Origin of the sequence: Butyrivibrio sp. FC2001, assembly GCF_000424125.1 — a bacterium.
Taxonomy (GTDB): Bacteria; Bacillota; Clostridia; order Lachnospirales; family Lachnospiraceae; genus Butyrivibrio.
In genome coordinates this window covers 26,392-44,083 of record NZ_KE384136.1, presented here as the reverse complement: position 1 = coordinate 44,083, position 17,692 = coordinate 26,392, and the positions used below count along the sequence as shown (strand labels likewise).

12 protein-coding genes are annotated in these 17,692 nt (G+C 44.2%); 9 read left to right on the top strand and 3 right to left on the bottom strand.

The features are described from left to right. Positions 1–14: 14 nt before the first annotated feature. Entirely contained in the window at positions 15–2,186 is a 2,172-nt protein-coding gene (locus G601_RS0120895; RefSeq protein ID WP_026666490.1) for a CotH kinase family protein, read from the top strand. An 810-nt stretch (positions 2,187–2,996) separates the two neighbouring features. Continuing rightward, entirely contained in the window at positions 2,997–3,341 is a 345-nt protein-coding gene (locus tag G601_RS0120885) for a phenylpyruvate tautomerase MIF-related protein (protein WP_026666488.1), read from the top strand. Positions 3,342–3,369: 28 nt separating this feature from the next. On the opposite strand, the gene G601_RS25545 is transcribed toward G601_RS0120885, so the two are convergent. Together G601_RS25545 and G601_RS27490 are read right to left on the bottom strand one after the other, a co-directional pair. Further along, a complete protein-coding gene (locus G601_RS25545; protein WP_026666487.1) occupies positions 3,370–4,905 on the bottom strand; it encodes a sensor domain-containing diguanylate cyclase in 1,536 nt (511 codons plus the stop codon). 24 nt (positions 4,906–4,929) lie between these two features. Continuing rightward, entirely contained in the window at positions 4,930–5,112 is a 183-nt protein-coding gene (locus G601_RS27490; RefSeq protein ID WP_442852405.1) for a diguanylate cyclase domain-containing protein, read from the bottom strand. A 706-nt stretch (positions 5,113–5,818) separates the two neighbouring features. On the opposite strand from G601_RS27490, the gene G601_RS0120870 reads away from it, so the two are divergent. From G601_RS0120870 to G601_RS25535, 7 genes are all read left to right on the top strand, one after another. Then, positions 5,819–7,051 (top strand): ABC transporter substrate-binding protein, encoded by a 1,233-nt coding sequence (locus G601_RS0120870; RefSeq protein WP_026666485.1) that lies wholly within the window; start codon positions 5,819–5,821, stop codon positions 7,049–7,051. A gap of 120 nt (positions 7,052–7,171) precedes the next feature. Then, positions 7,172–8,884 carry an ABC transporter permease gene (locus G601_RS0120865; protein ID WP_026493756.1) on the top strand — a complete coding sequence of 571 codons (1,713 nt, stop codon included), beginning with the start codon at positions 7,172–7,174 and terminating at the stop codon, positions 8,882–8,884. A 50-nt stretch (positions 8,885–8,934) separates the two neighbouring features. After that, complete coding sequence (locus G601_RS0120860; RefSeq protein WP_026493755.1) at positions 8,935–9,996, top strand: ABC transporter ATP-binding protein; 1,062 nt, start codon at positions 8,935–8,937, stop codon at positions 9,994–9,996. A 123-nt stretch (positions 9,997–10,119) separates the two neighbouring features. Continuing rightward, entirely contained in the window at positions 10,120–10,818 is a 699-nt protein-coding gene (locus G601_RS0120855) for an MgtC/SapB family protein (protein WP_026493754.1), read from the top strand. Positions 10,819–10,851: 33 nt separating this feature from the next. Continuing rightward, on the top strand, positions 10,852–12,687 hold the full coding sequence (locus G601_RS25540) for a DUF3298 and DUF4163 domain-containing protein (RefSeq protein WP_051206131.1): 1,836 nt from the start codon (positions 10,852–10,854) through the stop codon (positions 12,685–12,687). Between the two features lie 152 nt (positions 12,688–12,839). Then, entirely contained in the window at positions 12,840–13,055 is a 216-nt protein-coding gene (locus G601_RS0120845) for a DUF1858 domain-containing protein (RefSeq protein WP_026493753.1), read from the top strand. Positions 13,056–13,248: 193 nt separating this feature from the next. Continuing rightward, positions 13,249–14,853, top strand: coding sequence for a GGDEF domain-containing protein (locus G601_RS25535; protein WP_207638080.1), 1,605 nt, complete (start codon positions 13,249–13,251; stop codon positions 14,851–14,853). 17 nt (positions 14,854–14,870) lie between these two features. Here G601_RS25535 and G601_RS24455 read toward each other — a convergent pair whose 3' ends face one another. Then, positions 14,871–17,660, bottom strand: coding sequence for a translation factor GTPase family protein (locus G601_RS24455; RefSeq protein WP_035791278.1), 2,790 nt, complete (start codon positions 17,658–17,660; stop codon positions 14,871–14,873). Positions 17,661–17,692: the final 32 nt, after the last annotated feature.

Here is a 17,692-nt window from a genome sequence, read left to right as displayed (position 1 = left end):
GCAAAGGAGACTAAATGACAGGTAACAAAAACATTAACAAAATATGCGTCATCATTACTGCCATTGCTGTTCTTGTTACTGTGCTTTTTATGAATGGTCGTGCTCTTGGAGTGACAAGTATTGATACGGTGTCCTACGAGTACGAGAATACACTTTTTGATGACAGCTATGTGCATACGATCGACATTACAATAGATGACTGGGATGGCTTTCTTGAAACAGCAACCTCTGAGGAATACTCTGCAGCAGACGTAACAATTGATGGGGAGAAGGTTAAGAATGTGGGAATCCGCGGAAAGGGTAACACCTCACTTAGTACGGTTGCTCAGCTCGGCAGTGACAGATACAGCTTCAAGATCGAGTTCGATGCCTATGAGACATCAGGCAATTATCATGGCCTCGATAAGCTCTGTCTCAACAACCTGATTCAGGATTACACCATGATGAAGGACTACATCACCTACAAGCTGATGAACGAGTTTGGCGTTGCATCACCTCTTGTTAGCTACTGTTTTATTACGGTAAACGGCGAGGACTGGGGATTATATCTGGCAGTCGAGGCGGTAGAGGATTCCTTCCTCGAGAGAAACTATGGAACAAACTATGGTGATCTTTACAAGCCTGACACAATGTCCATGGGCGGCGGTCGTGGTAACGGCGGTGACTTCGACATGAAAAATGTGGACTTTGACAAGATGGGTATGAAAAATCCCTTTGAAAGAAATAGTGATAACAGCTCTTCTGATGGAAATGCAGGGGATGCTGGTGGTGAGGATGATTCAGGTGATACCGAAAATTCTGAACAGATGCCAGGAGATTTTGATCCTTCGAACATGCCTGAAGATTTTGATTCTTCAAATATGCCCGGAGGCGGTCCTAGCGGTGGCGGTCCTGGTGGCGGCTTTGGCCTGGGAAGTAGCGATGCCAAGCTGCAATACATTGATGACGATATAGACAGCTATTCAACAATATTTAACAGTGCTAAGACAACTGCCAACAAAGCAGATAAAAAGAGACTTATAAACTCCATCAAAAACCTGAATGAAGGACTGGAAAATTCTGATTCTGAACTTATAGAAAGCGCTGTCGATGTCGAGCAGTTAATGCGATATATGGTTGTTCACAACTTCGTGGTAAATGGAGACAGTTATACCGGAAGCATGATCCATAACTTCTACCTCTATGAGGAAGATGGTGTTATGACTATGCTCCCCTGGGATTATAACCTTGCCTTTGGAACCTTCCAGGCTGATGATTCCACAAGCGCAGTTAATGACCCTATAGATACACCGCTCTCAATTACTGAAGGCAGCACTGACAGACCGATGTTTGAATGGATTACATCAACCGAGGAGTACACAGAACAGTATCATGAGTATTTCCAGGAATTCCTCGATCAGTTCTACACAAGCGGATACCTTACAGATCTGATAAATACTACCTATGAGATGATCCATGATTATGTGGATAGAGATCCCACCAAGTTCTGCACAACAGAAGAATTTGAAAAGGGCGTAGAGACAATATCAGAGTTTGTAAAGCTTCGTTGTGAAAGCATTGAGGGTCAGCTTGATGGAACAATACCTTCAACGGATTCAGGACAGAGCGCAGATTCTTCAAGCTTAATTGATGCTTCAGCCATCACCCTTAGCGATATGGGTGCCATGGGCGGCGGCATGGGTGGTCCCGGAGGCGGTGGTCCAGGTGGGAACGGAGGTCCTGGCGGAAACAGTGACCCTGGAACACAGGAAGGTACAGATGCTAACGGAGAACAGCAGGGTGATAAACAGGACAGTGATTCTGAAACCAAAACAGCACAAGATAAAAGTATTTCTGATGATAAGACAGATAGTGCTGCTGTGAGTACAGATGACCAGCAGGGCCCTACAGAAGGTGTGAACGCACCAGAGGGCATGAGTCCTCCGGATGGATTTAATCCGTTTGGTAACACAGATAATTCAACAGATGGAACTCAGAATTCTGTGGAATCTTCGGATGCTTCAGGCAATGCTCAGTCAGGCTTCCCGAGTGGTGGTTTCCCAGGTAGAGATTCTCCCTTTGGAGACTTCGGACAGACATCAACTATATCTGTGACTAACTACATTTATATGGGGGTCAGCGTAGGAGCGATCCTTGCTGCGATATTGTTTGCAGTTTTCTTTAAGAGAAAGCGTTTACATATTTAAATAACTAATTAAAGACTTCATACAGCGTAGAGGATTATCCAGTTCATGCAGTATGAGGTCTTTTTTATATATTGACTCCCCTCGCGGGAGGGTTGTTCCGGAGCCGTTACGTCTATTCGCGAACAAGTATTACTATAGACTTCACGGTTGATATATATTTCAGATATGAGTTCAGTCTATGAGGGGATTATCTAATATATTGACTCCCCTCGCGGGAGTGCTGTTCCGGAGCCGTTACGTCTATGCGCGAAGAAGTCTTATTATAGACTTCACGGATGGAGTAGCGTAGACAATCGTATTACGCCAGTAGAAGGATTTGTTCGCGACCTGGTCTATCGACAACTTGAAGACGCACCCCACGAGGTAACCGATAACCAGAATTGTTCGGGAATCGGCGTAACGCCGCCCGGAAATCCATTCCCGCGAGGTAACTAATAATCAGAATTGTTCGGGCACCGGCGTAACGCCGCCCGGAAATCCATTCCCGCGAGGTAAACCAATAATCAGAATTGTTCGCGCATCGGCGTAATGCCGCCCGGAAGGCCACTCCCGCGAGGTAACCAATAATCAGAATTGTTCGCGCATAGGCGTAATGCCACCCGGAAAGCCATCCCCGCGAGGTAACCGATATCATCACGGCCTATAAAATAGGCGTAACACCCACCAGAAGCCCTCACCGCGAGGCAACCAACATCATCATCCTTCTTCAAACAGACGTAACGCCCACCCAAAATCTCCCCTCCCGCCAAAACTTTTGTATTATAATATTCATAAAACAGACAATATCGACAAAAGAACAGGAGGACCACCATGCCATTTATTGATTCAAAAGTAAGTGTAAAAACCACACCTGAACAGAGAACAGAACTCAAGGAAAGACTTGGACAGGCCATCGCTCTGATTCCCGGAAAGAGTGAGAGCTGGCTCATGATCGACCTTGCTGATGAGCAGGAGATGTACTTTAGAGGTGACGGACAAAAGCCCACAGCCTTCATTTGTGTAAATATTTTCGGAGATCCCGACAGGGCTGCATTTGAGAGAATGACTGCAGAGCTCACAAAAATATACGGCGAGGTGCTGGGAATAGCTCCTGACCGCATGTATATAAAATATGCAGCTTCTCATGAATGGGGATGGAACGGAAGCAATTTCTAAACAGAATTAAAAGCATGAAAAAACAAGACTATCTCTTACCACGGCGCTCGTAGCCTGTTTCCTGATAGTATTTTGTTTTTTCTTCATACATTATCTTGTCAGAGAGTTTCTTTAACTCGTTTATGCTTGCATCCGGATGATCCTTATGGGATGCATAGCCGATAGAAAGCGCAAGATCATCGGAGTAGCTTCCTTTCCAGGAAGCTGCTTTTTGATTAATCTTATCGACGATTGCAGCTATAGCGGTGGAGTGAACAACAGCGGTGAATTCGTCGCCGCCTGTTCTGTAAACCTTGCCTTTTTTACCGATGGCGGAGGTGAGACAGTCAGCTGCTGCGCGGATAAGCTCATCGCCGGCGTCATGTCCCAAAGAATCGTTGATGGCCTTAAGTCTGTTGATATCAATAGACAGGATAACAAGATCTGCCTCCATGGGTCCACTTTCATAGCGGGCAATATCAGCATCAAGACTTCTCCTGTTGAAAAGCTGAGTCAGCTCATCAGTAAGGGAAATCCTGATAAGATTTTCCTCACGTCTCTTATCAGAGTTGATATTCTGAACAGTGTAAATAACGGTGGTGGGAACGCCCTGACCATTGGATTCCACATTGATGTACTGGGCGCGGAACCATCCGGTCTTAGTGTTAACAAATTCTCCGAATATAAATCTTTTTCCTCTAAGTCTCTTTTCAAGTGTTCTTAAATTGGTAAAGTCCAGAAAGGCTTCAAGATAATCAGGAGAAACCTGCTTTTTTATCATGTGATTCATGACGGTGTGAGCGTGCTTCTCAAAATCCAGCTCGTAGGTCTCGTAGGACTGGTCATTGAGGGACGTCTCAGTCATGGAATTTAAGTCGATCAGATTCACATGGTCATAGATTTCTGCCATTGAAAACAGAATGTTCATCTGCTCCTTTAACCTGTCAGAGTTTTCCAAAGCTTCCCTGTTTTTCTGCATAAGAGCGGAAAAGAAATCGTAGAGAATCTTAGTCAGGGTAAGTCCTGCTACCAGCATGACCATAGTCTCGATGGTGTAACCCAGCATCGTATTTACAAAGTACTCAAAGGGTGTATCGAACGTGGAATTAGTGCTGCTGTCGTAGGGTGATATAAGCCAGGTAGAAATGACCATTGCGGCATAATTGGTCAGCAGGGTAATTGAAAACAGTTTTCCATCGCAAAACAGAATACTTAGTAGTGGAATGAAAAACCAGGTGATGTGAATGTGGATATGGTGATACACCATAAATACCAAAAGAAGCTCCATGGAAATAAGAGCAAGCAGGCCAACGTGCTCAGAATAGGGCCAGATCTTGATGATAAGGAGATGGAGCAGAGCCACGATAAACATGTACATGGAAACTGCCATGCAGGTCGAATAGGTAGCTGCCATAAAAACGCCGAACTTAATACCGACAGCAATAGCAGGACCTGTCAGAATGCAGAACCAGAGAACAGTGTTTAAATATCTGTTCACCATCTGTCTGTTTTCACGTATGAAGGATGAATAATCGGTGACATCAGAGATAGAGTGTCTGATATCAGAAAAATTCATATTTACCATATTTATACCTGTCGCGTGAAATGATCAACTGCGCTTTTCTAATTCTTCATGCCTGATTCTCTTGGCTTCATACATGTTGTTGTCCATGTGCTTTAAGAAGGCATCAAGAGACTCGTTTTCGGAATCGTAGGTGCTGCATCCCATGGAAAGGGATAGCTTGTAGGGTCGCCTGTTCTGACTGTTGAAAAATTCGACTGCTCTGGTCATACGGATTTTTATGTTCTCTAATTCTTCTATACTTTTTCTCATATTTTGCAATGACAATATAGCTAAACAGAAGATATACGGTATCGATCAGGTAGTAGACATAGCTCAGCGGAAGCCTGTGATATACATTGTTCTCTGTGACATAGAAAATTATCGGGTAAAAAAGATTAACGAATACAAGAATTATCATTATAACGGCAGGAATAGAAGCCAGATTATAGATTTTTCTCAGCCTGTAAATGGAGTGGTAGAGCTTATAATCCTCATAAAGGCACCAGCTGAAAACAAAAACCGGATTTGCAAAAAAGCAGAATGAATTAGCCATGATGTTGATAATTCTCCAGGCATTACCGGGTTTTCCGTCCGCATAAAAAGAGATGAAATCAACGAAGCATGAAATCAGTGTAAGAAAAGCGATATTTGAAAAAATCTTCATGTCAAGCTGCTGATCGACGCGCTTAAAACGGCTGTTGATCAGCAGAGCTATAAGAAGAATTATTCCTATGTAATCTGTTACTGCGACTGCAACTATATTCATAAATTCCTCCAAATGGGAATTGAAATCACTTAGTGCATTCACCTCTTCAATTATGATTGTACCATGTTCAGTTTTACGGATAAATAAACAGAAAATTGGGTATTTAAAATTTAATATTTTCTTTATGATTTGTTTATCAATTGACCGATTTTGAAAGGAGAGAGGGATATGAAAAAGAAATTGGCATTGGCGTTGGCCGGAGTAATGACATTTGGCCTTATTGGATGTGGTGGTTCAGGTTCAGCACCTGCAAAGACACCTGCAGCTGACACAAAGACAGAGGAGGCAGCACCTGCAGAGACTTCTACTGAAGAGGCATCTACAGAGGAAGCTGCTGAGGAGACAGCTGAGGCAACAGAAGAGACATCTGAGGACGGCGCAGCTACAGAGGTTGCTGGAATGGACGAGCTCATCGAGGCAGCTAAGGCTGAGGGCGAGCTGGTTGTTTACGGTTCCTGCGAAGAGGAGTATCTTGCAGCAGCTTGTGAGAACTTCGAGAAGTTATACGGCATAAAGGTTCAGTATCAGAGACTTTCAACCGGTGAAGTTCAGAGTAAGATCGAGGAAGAAAACGGCAATCCTTCAGGTGATGTATGGTTTGGCGGCACAACAGATCCTTACAACGTAGCAGCAGGTGAGGGCCTTCTTGAGGCTTATGAAGCTCAGAATGCAAGCCACCTCATCAGCGATACATACAGGGATAAAGACGGCTACTGGTATGGAATATATAAGGGAATCCTTGGCTTCATGGTAAACAGGGACGAGCTTGAGAGAATGGGAGTTGAGGAGCCCGCTGACTGGCAGGATCTTCTTGATGAAAAGTATAAAGGTCTTATCTGGCTTTCAAACTACAACACAGCTGGAACAGCTAAGCTTGTTATCAACACAATGATCCAGAAGTACGGTCATGATGAAGGTATCCAGTACCTTGTAGACCTTGATAAGAACATCGAAGTTTACACAAAGTCAGGTTCAGGCCCTTCTAAGAACGTTGGTACAGGTGAGTGTATCGTTGGTATCGGTTTCCTTCATGATGGAATCACACAGATCGTAGACAACGGTTATGGCAACATTGATCTTATTATTCCTTCAACAGGTACATCCTTCGAGGTTGGTGCAACAGCTATTTTCAAGGGTTGTGCTCATCCCAATGCAGCTAAGCTTTGGATCGAGTATGCACTTTCTCCTGATTGCGTAGAGCTTGCAGCTCAGAACGGTTCTTACCAGTTCCTTGTAATTGACAACGCAAAGCAGCCTGAGGTTGCTTCAGAGTTCGGTCTTGATCCTGAGAACGTTATGGACTATGACTTCGAGGATGCCAAGCAGAACACAGAGAAGTACATTGAAGAGGTTATGACAGCTCTCGGAAGCGCAGCAGACGATCGTTTCCAGACCGAGTAATTTTTAGGGGCGGCAATCATAAATGGTTGCCAGATTAGAGAAGTATTTCTTGGGGTTACAGATTATGAAGGACGGATGTAAAAATCTTCCGTCCTTCTTTTTAAGAGGAGGATTATATTGATGGCTAAGAGTCAAAGTGCCAGCCTTGACAGAAAAAAGCTGATGGCTGATCCGATAATGGTCACAACCATTGTGCTTTTGGTGGCTTTTCTTACTTTGTTTATTCTATATCCGCTGGCAATACTGCTGGTGGACAGCTTCATTTCAGAAGAAGGTTTCACACTTGCTATTTTCGAGAGAGTAATGGCTCTTGCAAACTTCAGAAGAGCTATAACAAATACACTTAAAGTAGGATTTTTGGTAGGTATTGCATCAGCTCTCATAGGTCTTCTTTTTGCCTATGTAGAGGTTTACGTTAAGCTTAGAACGAAATTTATGGAAAATCTTTTCAAGGCAGTTTCCATGCTGCCTGTAGTATCACCGCCGTTTGTATTATCTCTTTCAATGATAATGCTCTTTGGTAAGGCAGGTATTATTACAAGATTTTTATTACACATATACGACAACAGTGTCTACGGTTTTTGGGGAATTGCGATTGTTCAGACACTTACATTTTTCCCTGTTTGCTACATGATGCTCAAGGGACTTCTTAAAAACATCGATCCGTCACTTGAAGAGGCTGCAAGAGACATGGGCGCTTCAAGATTAAAGGTATTCATGACTGTTACATTCCCGCTTATTCTTCCGGGACTTGGAAATGCTTTCCTTGTAACCTTCATCGAGTCAATCGCAGACTTTGCGAACCCTATGATTATCGGTGGTTCCTATGACACACTTGCAACAACGATTTACCTGCAGATCACAGGTGCCTACGACAAAGAGGGTGCGGCTGCAATGGCGGTAGTACTTCTCGGAATCACACTTCTTATGTTCGTAGTTCAGAAGTATTATCTTGAGGCGAAGAGTACAGCAACTCTTTCAGGAAAAGCTTCAAGAGAGCGTATGCTCATCACTGATAAGTCAGTTACAGTGCCGCTCACAATTCTGTGCTCAGCACTTGCAATGTTCGTTATTCTGATGTACATCTGCGTTCCCTTTGGCGCAATGTTCAAGACCTGGGGATATGATTTCCATCTTACCTTCAAGTGGTTTGGACAGGTATTTACAAAGTACAAGGGACTTAAGGCATTTAAGGACAGCTTCATACTTTCACTTATTTCAGCGCCTATAACAGCACTTTTGTCCATGATCATTTCTTATCTGGTTGTAAAAAGAAGATTCAAATCAAAGGGCTTCATTGAGGCAGTTTCAATGCTTGCAATGGCAGTTCCCGGAACAGTACTCGGCATTGGTTACATCAGAGGTTTTTCAGGCGGTATCTTCGGAACAGGAATCCTTCAGAGCCTGTACGGAACAGGAGCAATCCTTGTAATCGTATTCATCGTTCGAAGCCTTCCTACAGGTACCAGAAGCGGTATCTCAGCTCTTCGTCAGATCGATAAGAGCATCGAGGAATCAGCTTATGACATGGGTGCGGACAGCTTCAAGGTATTCATGACAGTTACACTTCCTCTTATCAAGGACAGTTTCCTCAGCGGATTTGTAACATCCTTCGTCCGCAGTATTACAGCGATCAGTGCGATCATCCTTCTGGTTACACCTTCTTATCTGCTCATCACAGTTCAGATCAATGAGTTCGCAGAGAAGGGATCCTACGGAATTGCCTGCGCATTTGCATCAATTCTGATTCTCATTACCTACAGTGCGGTTCTTATCATGAACCTTCTTATGAAGTTCTTCGGAACCAGCCGAAAGGTGAACCTGGATAACTAATAATCAATATGTCAGCCGAACCTTTGATACGGCAGAATGGAGTATAAAAAATGGCAAAAGAGAAAAAGGGCGTACGCCTTGAGCATATTTCAAAAATATATAAGGATCACAAGACAGGTAAAGATTTTTATGCTGTTAAGGATCAGAACCTTGAGATCGAACCCGGGAGCTTTGTAACACTGCTTGGTCCTTCCGGATGTGGTAAAACAACAACACTTCGTATGATAGCAGGCTTTGAGTCACCGGATGAGGGTGAGATTTATCTTGGCGGTGAGCCGATAAATGCACTTACACCCAATAAGCGTGATACAGCGATGGTTTTCCAGAGCTATGCGCTTCTTCCTCACTACAACATTTTTGATAACGTTGCATACGGACTTAAGCTTCGCAAGATGGATACAGCTACAATCAGGAAAAAGGTAACAGATATCCTTGCCCTGGTAGGACTTGAGGGTATGGAAAATCGTATGACAAACCAGCTCTCCGGTGGACAGCAGCAGAGAGTAGCTCTTGCAAGAGCTCTTGTAATCGAGCCCGGCGTTCTTCTTTTCGATGAGCCCCTTTCAAACCTTGATGCAAAGCTTCGCGTTTCCATGAGAACTGAGATCAGACGTATCCAGCAGGAAGCAGGAATCACAGCGGTTTATGTAACACATGATCAGTCTGAGGCTATGGCTATTTCAGATAAGGTCATCATCATGAACAAGGGTATAGTTGAGCAGGTGGCATCGCCTCAGGAAGCATATTACTATCCGAAGAGCAGGTTCGTTGCTGACTTTATCGGTGAGTGTAACTTCCTTAAGGCTAAGGTTACAGGACAGGATCAGGTTGAGATAAACGGACACTCCTTAAAGTGTGCAACAGGAAACCTTGCTGTAGGTGCTGCTTGTGACATGGTTCTTCGTCCTGAAGGCGCAACTCTTGCGGACAGCGGCGCTGTAAAGGGTGTGGTTGATTACTCATGCTTCATGGGAGCTTATCAGGACTATCACATCAGAGTTGGTGAGAGCATTGTTAAGATCCAGGAGTACAATCCGAAGAATAAGAAGATTTATAAGGTAGGAGAAGAAGTACACCTTAACTTTGAGGATAACACTCTTTACGCTTTATAAATTTCTTCTAAAATATTGCGTCTTCCTCTTTTCGGATATGCCGGTTTGTTTGTAACATTAATATAATCCATATGACAGAGTCGGAAGATGAAATACAAAAGCGTAAAGAATGGAGAATGTTATATGAGTATTGGCGTTATCATAGATTATCTGCAGAGTACTGCTGATGGCGCTGTGGCCTTCAGACTGATCCTTGCTACTATTCTTGGAAGTATAGTGGGGTGGGAGCGTCTTATAAGGCATCACAGTGCAGGTATCAAGACCTTCGCTCTTGTAAGTCTTGGTTCAGCTGTAGCAACTGCTCTAAATATTTATCTTGCTATGTTCCCGGGGCTTAATGCTGATGTCAGCCGTATTCCTGCCGGCGTAGTAAGTGGAATCGGCTTCCTTGGTGCAGGTACCATCCTTGTCACCGGTAAGAAGCAGATCAAGGGCCTGTCAACTGCAGCATCCCTGTGGGTTACCTCCTGTATGGGTATGGCCATAGGTGGTGGTTATCTGGTAGTTGGTCTTACATGCTTTTTACTTATAGCCTTTTCCAATATGGTTCTTCTTCATGCCAGCAAAAAGGTTGAGGAGCACAGCCTGTATATGAGTATATACATCGAGGTGAACAAGAACCACGGTGTGACCAAGCTCTCCAAGGTTATCTCGGATGAAGGCATTGTGATTACCAGCCTTACCAAGAGCAAGGACAAGACCTTAAGATCCTCAGACTGCGCGCTTCTTATAGACATGGAGCTCGACAGGAAGAGATCTCACGACGAGATACTTCAGATATTCAATGAACTTGAGTATGTGAACTATGTAGAAGAGGTATAAATGATTAGTTGAATAGAATTGAGGGGGACAAAAATGCATAGGAGAAACAGGTTATATAAAAAAGCCATAGCTATCATACTGATCTGTGCGATGGTCTTATCAGCCGGCTGTGCAGGAGCCGGGAAAAAGGATGATGCTTCCGCTAACTCAGTAGGAGAAGGAAAAACCAAGGCTGTACAAACTACTGAAAACAAGGATGATGCATCCGCCCAGGGAAAATCAGCTGAAGCAGACGGCACCCAAAATGAAGCAGATGGCACAAAAAACGATGAAGGCACACAAGCTGAAGCAGATAACAGCAATACTTCCGATTCCGTCGAAATTTCAGAAGCTGACTTATCTTCCCCAATAGAATTCTCATACCAGAAGAATCCCGTACAGCTTATGGCCGGGGAGACAGAGATGGGTTCCGGATATTATTACAGCATCACTCTTGACAAAAGTGATAAGGACAAATTCTCCGGACTCCAGAAGTCCCTGGACGAATTCAACAGCAAGGGAGAAGCGGATCTGAACGAAAGCCTCAATTCCTCCATTGAGGAGCTTAAGGAAATATTTGAAAGTGGCTGGGGACTGGCATATGAATACGATCATGATCTGTATCCCATAAGGTCTGATGGAAGAGTATTTTCTTTTGTTGTTTCAAACTATACATTTCTGGCAGGAGCCCATGGCTATAACGATTACACCAATTACAACATTGACCCTGTTACAGGAAAAGAAATAAAGTTTGACGATGTCATGAAGGTGTCCGATGATTTTGCCCAGATTGTTGAGGATGAGCTAATAAAGCAAAATGATGACCTCGACGAATGCATGGACAAAGAGAGCTTCATTGAGGGCATGCCCGGACGACTTAAGGACGATGCGAAAGGTCTTTGCTGGGCTATTGGATATGATGGTGTATGGCTGTACTTTGAGGATTATGCAATGGGCAGCTATGCTGCAGGATCCCGCTATGTGAAAATCTCCTGGTTCGACCATCCTGAGCTTTTTACAGATACCTTCCAAAACTATGAGAAGGACAGCGTTCCTGAGATCTCCGATGTGGCAAAAGAATTAAAGGATGCAGATACAGCCATCATTGATGCCGGAATTACCATTAATGCGGGCGACTCCGCTGAAAGTGATGGAGGTGATGAGGGTGAAGGCGAGGACTGGTGGTATCATGCGGTTGTGAAAAATCCCGGATGGACTGCATGGGTCGCTGACGGAATCGATACATCTGTCGGAACACCTTCCGTAGAACTAAAAGAGATAAGCCACAATAAAACAGATTGGCTCGATGAGGATGCCTGGTCCGGCAAGATGGGAATTCCACTTCCTGAGGGACTTCCCTATAATGACGGAACCTATAGCTATAGCGTTGTCAATGAGGCGGATGAAGGTACACTTAGTCTTACGGTAATGGATGAAGCGAATCAGACCCTTAATGGTAATTATTTCTTTGATGAATTTATAGATGCACCGGATCAGGGACAGGGCATGTTTGCGGACTTTACAGAGCCCTACATCCTATATGCGGCGCTGGATAATGGAATACTATATGTATCAATCGGCCATTTTACCTATGCTGCTGCAAATCCGCACAAGGCCTACATTGTGGCTATTGATACCATCTCCGGAGAAACAGTATGGAAAAGTGATGACCTTGTCTGCGGTTCAAACAATTTCCTGATCGAGCAAGACAGCATTATCTGCGGATATGGCTTTACGGATGAACCGGATTATATCTACATAATTAACCGTACTAACGGTAAGACCCAGAAGCAGATCAAGGTAGCGTCAGCACCATCATACTTTATTAAGCAGGGTGATCAGCTTTACGTCCTTACCTACAACACAGAGTACCTCTATCAGATTAAATAGTGATAGCCAGCCATAAGAAAAATATATTTTGTACAATGAATTTTCTCTTGCCAAAAGAATTTATTCTTGCTAAAATTCAGTATCTGACAAAAATAGTGTCGTAGCGACATTTTCTTTTAGACAGTTAATACTTGATTTTTTAGGAGGTAAGTATGAGCGAACAGATCATTAGTGCAGATATGCTTGTAGGTGATATCATTTCAAAGCACCCTCTTGCAGCACAGTTTCTTATGGAGTGCGGAATGGGTTGTATCCATTGCCCTGCTTCACAGATGGAATCACTTTCAGATGCATGTGCAGTACACGGCATTGACGGTGAGGAGATCACAGATGCATTGAATGACTATCTCTTAGAGCACAATGCATAAGCGAAAATAATCATTTATTATCCCCGGAGCTTACGGCTTCGGGGATTTTTATTTCTAAAAATACTATATTTAAGAAACGAAATTTTAATAATTATTACTTATAATAATGTGTAGCGATAAACAATGCATGAGATATGCCAAAAGGATGAATAAATCAGCGATTAAAAAATTATTCATAGGTATTATCATTTTCATGGCTGGACTGGTACTTGCCCAGTTTCTTTATGATGTTTGCTGCTATTTGGAGAAAAAAGCCAATCATGAGAAAGTTCAGGCGGTTATCCAGCAGGATCTTCTTTTCAGCTGGGATACTATGGATGCTGAAATAGAGGAAATCAGCGAATGGACCACGAAGAAGAATCTTACTAACGCAGACCGTGGCCGACTCTATGAAAGGCTTAGTCTTATTTATATGCAAAAGGGCGAAACCATGACCTACTACAGGAACCTTGGCTATGCGCTTTATTATCTTGAGCGAAGTGAGGATACGGACTACACGATAAATATCTATCTCGATCTCGCTAACTTTTTCCTGAACAACTACACAGTTAATTCGGCTCAGAGCATGATACATAAGGCAGAGTCTATCAAGAGATTTGATGACATTGAGGATCTGCAGATAAGAAGCTACGCCTTCAGAATGCTTGGAATAATGAAAATCCAGTCCGAGGATTACGAAACTGCTGAAGAGTTTCTTGATAAGGCTCAGGAGCTGGTTGATATGTCCCATACAGGCGTCTATGAAGAGGCATATACAGCAATCAACGATGTATGGCTTGCCAAGGTTTACGTGGAGACCGGTCGCTACGATGAGTGCAGAGAGAAGCTGGACAAATGGGAAGGCCATGTTATGTTTACAACGGACGTATACAGACAGATCATGCTCCGCGATCTGATTATTCCGTTCTATCAGGCAAAGTCCCTGCTTCAGGCGGCTGAGATATTTGAGGGCGCTGATAATTTTGATGGCGAGGAGTTTTCAAAGAAGGAACACGAGGTTGCTGATGCTATTGAGGATTTTATGAAGCTTTGCGAGGAAAATGGCTATGAAAAGGCTGAGCTTAGCACAATATTAGAGCTTCAGAAAAAATATCCACCCACTGATGAAAATATCAGAAGCGAGATGTATGCCATAGTCAACAGACTTTATACCAAGCTTTTTGATAATCAGAATGTCGCCTATGCCAACGTTATTGACAATATGGTGGAAGATTCCAAACTGGAGATGAACAAGGCTGAGATTATGGAGTCCCAGGTCTACAAAAGAACAAGGCTTATCATCCTGTCAATTCTCGTTGTAATAGTAGTGTTTATCATCCTTGCAGTCATCATCTTTAACAGCAGATTTGATGGCCTGACGGGGCTTCTCAACAGGAAAAACTTCAATCATGGTCTACAGCGTGCAAAGCGCAGGAATGATATCTACGGCGTAATAATGATAGATATTGATGATTTCAAGCAGATAAACGATACCTACGGACATCAGAACGGTGATATAGTTCTTGGGCGTCTTGGACAGCTAATGCAAAGAGAGATCACGGCAGATGTTCATTGCTACCGATATGGTGGTGAGGAGTTTGCGATCATACTAGATAAAAAGGCCATACCTTATACCTCCAGCGTGGGCGAGAGGCTTAGAAAGGTCATGGCCCTTCAGAACTGGGAATTTGCACCGGGTCTTGTGATTACGTTAAGTGTAGGTGTTGCCACCGGAACCGGTAATGATGATGTATTAAAAATGGCAGATGACAATCTCTACCATTCAAAGGCAGCAGGTAAGAACCAGGTTACGGATTAAAAAGAAAGCTGATTTATTCATCCAAAAGTCTGGGACAACCTGTCGCGTATTTCATCCTCGGTTCTCTTTATTTCATACCAGAAGTCGGAGGCAGACATTCGCATGGCTCCGGCACCGTAGATGATTACCTGCTCTATGGCATCAGAGGTAGCAACTGTCACGCGATTTTTCCTGCTGTACTTGTGGGCAGTGCGCTCAATGTACTGGTCTGCTGTTTCGGCTTCCTTTGTGAATACCACGTCGAGGTTGTGGTATTTTAATACATGCTCGGTTCCACCGGGAACTCTGTAAGCATCAAACACCAGGATGACAGTTTCTCTTCTGTAACCCTGAAAATTGGACAAAATATCCATAAGCTTATCACGGGCGGACTTCATGTCACTATCAGCAAGGGCACGAAGTTCGTCGTTCGCGTATATGATGTTGTAGCCGTCAACAAGAAGATATGAATCATCGGGAGAGTACTCCTTTGCGCGGTACTTCTTTTCCGGGGCTTTGTTTGCGGCTTTTCTTTTTCTTTCTTCATCCGCTTTGGCGTCGTAGCGGGGCTTTACAGGTCCATAGGTCCGCTCGAAAATGCTGTCCAGCTCCTGAATGGTAGCGTTGTAAGCCTTCGTTCGCTCCTCATAGGTAAGCTCAGCTTCTTTTCTAAGATCATCCGATTTAAAGCTTTTAAGGGCATCACCCATTCTGGTAAGGTCAGTATCTGAAGCGGAGGAGTTTCCTTCGCCATCCGGCGTCCAGCCTGTATCAACGTGCATATGGCTTCTTACTTCATCCCAGGGAATGACGGTTCCTGCGCCGTGGGAGCAGAATACGCTTCCTGTGGGCTGTTCTATGTCGCGCTCCGGATCGTAGGCCTTCTCCTCTATGATAGCCTCTGCGTTGTGGCAGGGCTCATAGCCGTGAAGAGACAGATTAAGGCGGCCCTGACCATGTGTGTAGGACAATAGCTCAGCGGCATAATCATGAAGCTCAGAAGCGGGCACAGAGCCTGTTAAAACTGAGATTCCATCGGACATAAGGTCCGGAGGATTGGTGGTTCCGCTCATTTTCTGTATATCACTTATGGCGCGGCCCACGGATTCAGTAGGGAGCTCAATTACAAAATCATAGACGGGCTCAAGCAAAATATTCTCTGCCATCATAAGTCCCTGACGGACAGCGCGCATGGTAGCCTCTCTGAAATCGCCTCCCTCAGTGTGCTTAAGATGTGACCTTCCGCCTATGACGGTTATTCTCATATCTGTTATTTCAGAGCCTGTGAGAACGCCTCTTATCTTAAACTCCTCAAGGTGTGACAGGATAAGATTCTGCCAGTTGACCGCAAGGTCATCCACAGGGCAGTCCGCATCAAAGGACAGACCACTTCCGGGCTCTGTGGGAGTAAGCAGAAGATGAGCCTCTGCATAATGTCTTAAGGGCTCAAAATGTCCAACGCCCTCAACGGGAGCCTTGATGGTTTCCTTATAAACAATACTTCCGGGGCCAAAGCCTATTTCAAGACCGTAGCGCTCAATGCAGCGGTGCTTTAGAATCTCCATCTGAACCTCGCCCATAACCTGAATGGACAGATCGCCTGTGACGTCATCCTTTTTTACATCAAGAAGAGGCTCCTCCTCGGATAATTCCAGGAGCTGCTTATACACGGTAAAAGGATCCGCACCCTCAGGAAGTATGATTCTGGAGGAGAGGATAGGAGCAAGTACCTCTGTGAGCTCACCTGTAAGTGCGCCAAGTCCCTGACCTGCATAGGAGGAATCAAGGCCTGTTACGGCCACAATCTGGCCTGCCTTAGCCTCCTGTAAAAGCTCGTATTTATCTCCGGAGTATACACGGATCTGATCAACCTTTTCTGATGTACTATTATCGGTTGCGCTGCTCTTAGCACCTGAGTGGGAGCCGGCTACAGGCATGGACAGTATGTCTCTTACGTGCAAGGTGCCGCCCATGATCTTAAGCCAAGAGAGCCTTGTTCCACCGGAATCTCTTGATATCTTGTAGACTCTTGCTGCGAAGTCCTCCGGATAGACAGGCGCCTTTGAAAAGAAATCAATAAGGAACATAAGCTCCTTTACGCCCTCCATTTTAAGAGCACTTCCAAAGAGACAGGGGAATAGCCTTCTGGTGGATATGAGGCTCTGAATATCTGAAACTACAACCTTTCTGCCATCCTCGAGATAAGCATTTAAAAGCTCGTCATCGCAGACAGCAAGCTCCTCCTGAAATTCGTCATTTCCAAGGAAGTCCTCATTAAGAGAGGCATCAGCTTCTGAATATAAACCGGAATCACCTCTTCCCACATTACTTATAATAGTCTCTGAAAAATCAAGGGCGTGGGCAGAAAGCCTCTTCTGAATATCTGAGAGGAGAGCAGTTTTATCTGCCTGGTTCTGGTCCATCTTGTTTACAAATATGAAAATCGGAACCTCATAGTGCTCAAGAAGCTTCCACAGAGTCTGAACCTGTGAGGTTACGCCGTCGGCTGCGCTTATTATCAAAATAGCCAGATCAAGAACCTTCATGGTGCGCTCTGTTTCGGGCGCAAAATCAGCGTGTCCCGGAGTATCCAGAAGGGTGATGTGGGTATTTTCTGTCAGGTCAAGCTCAGCCTGCTTAGAAAAAATGGTGATGCCTCTTTTTCTCTCTAAATCATAAGTATCGAAGAAGGTATCACCGTGATCCACGCGGCCGGATTTTCTGACAACACCTGCGAGGTACAAAAGTGCCTCTGAAAGGGTGGTCTTACCGGCGTCAACGTGGGCATATATTCCAATGTTTAAATGTTTTTTATCTGCAGTATTCATAACCTCAATATTACCAAAAAAATATAGTGAAC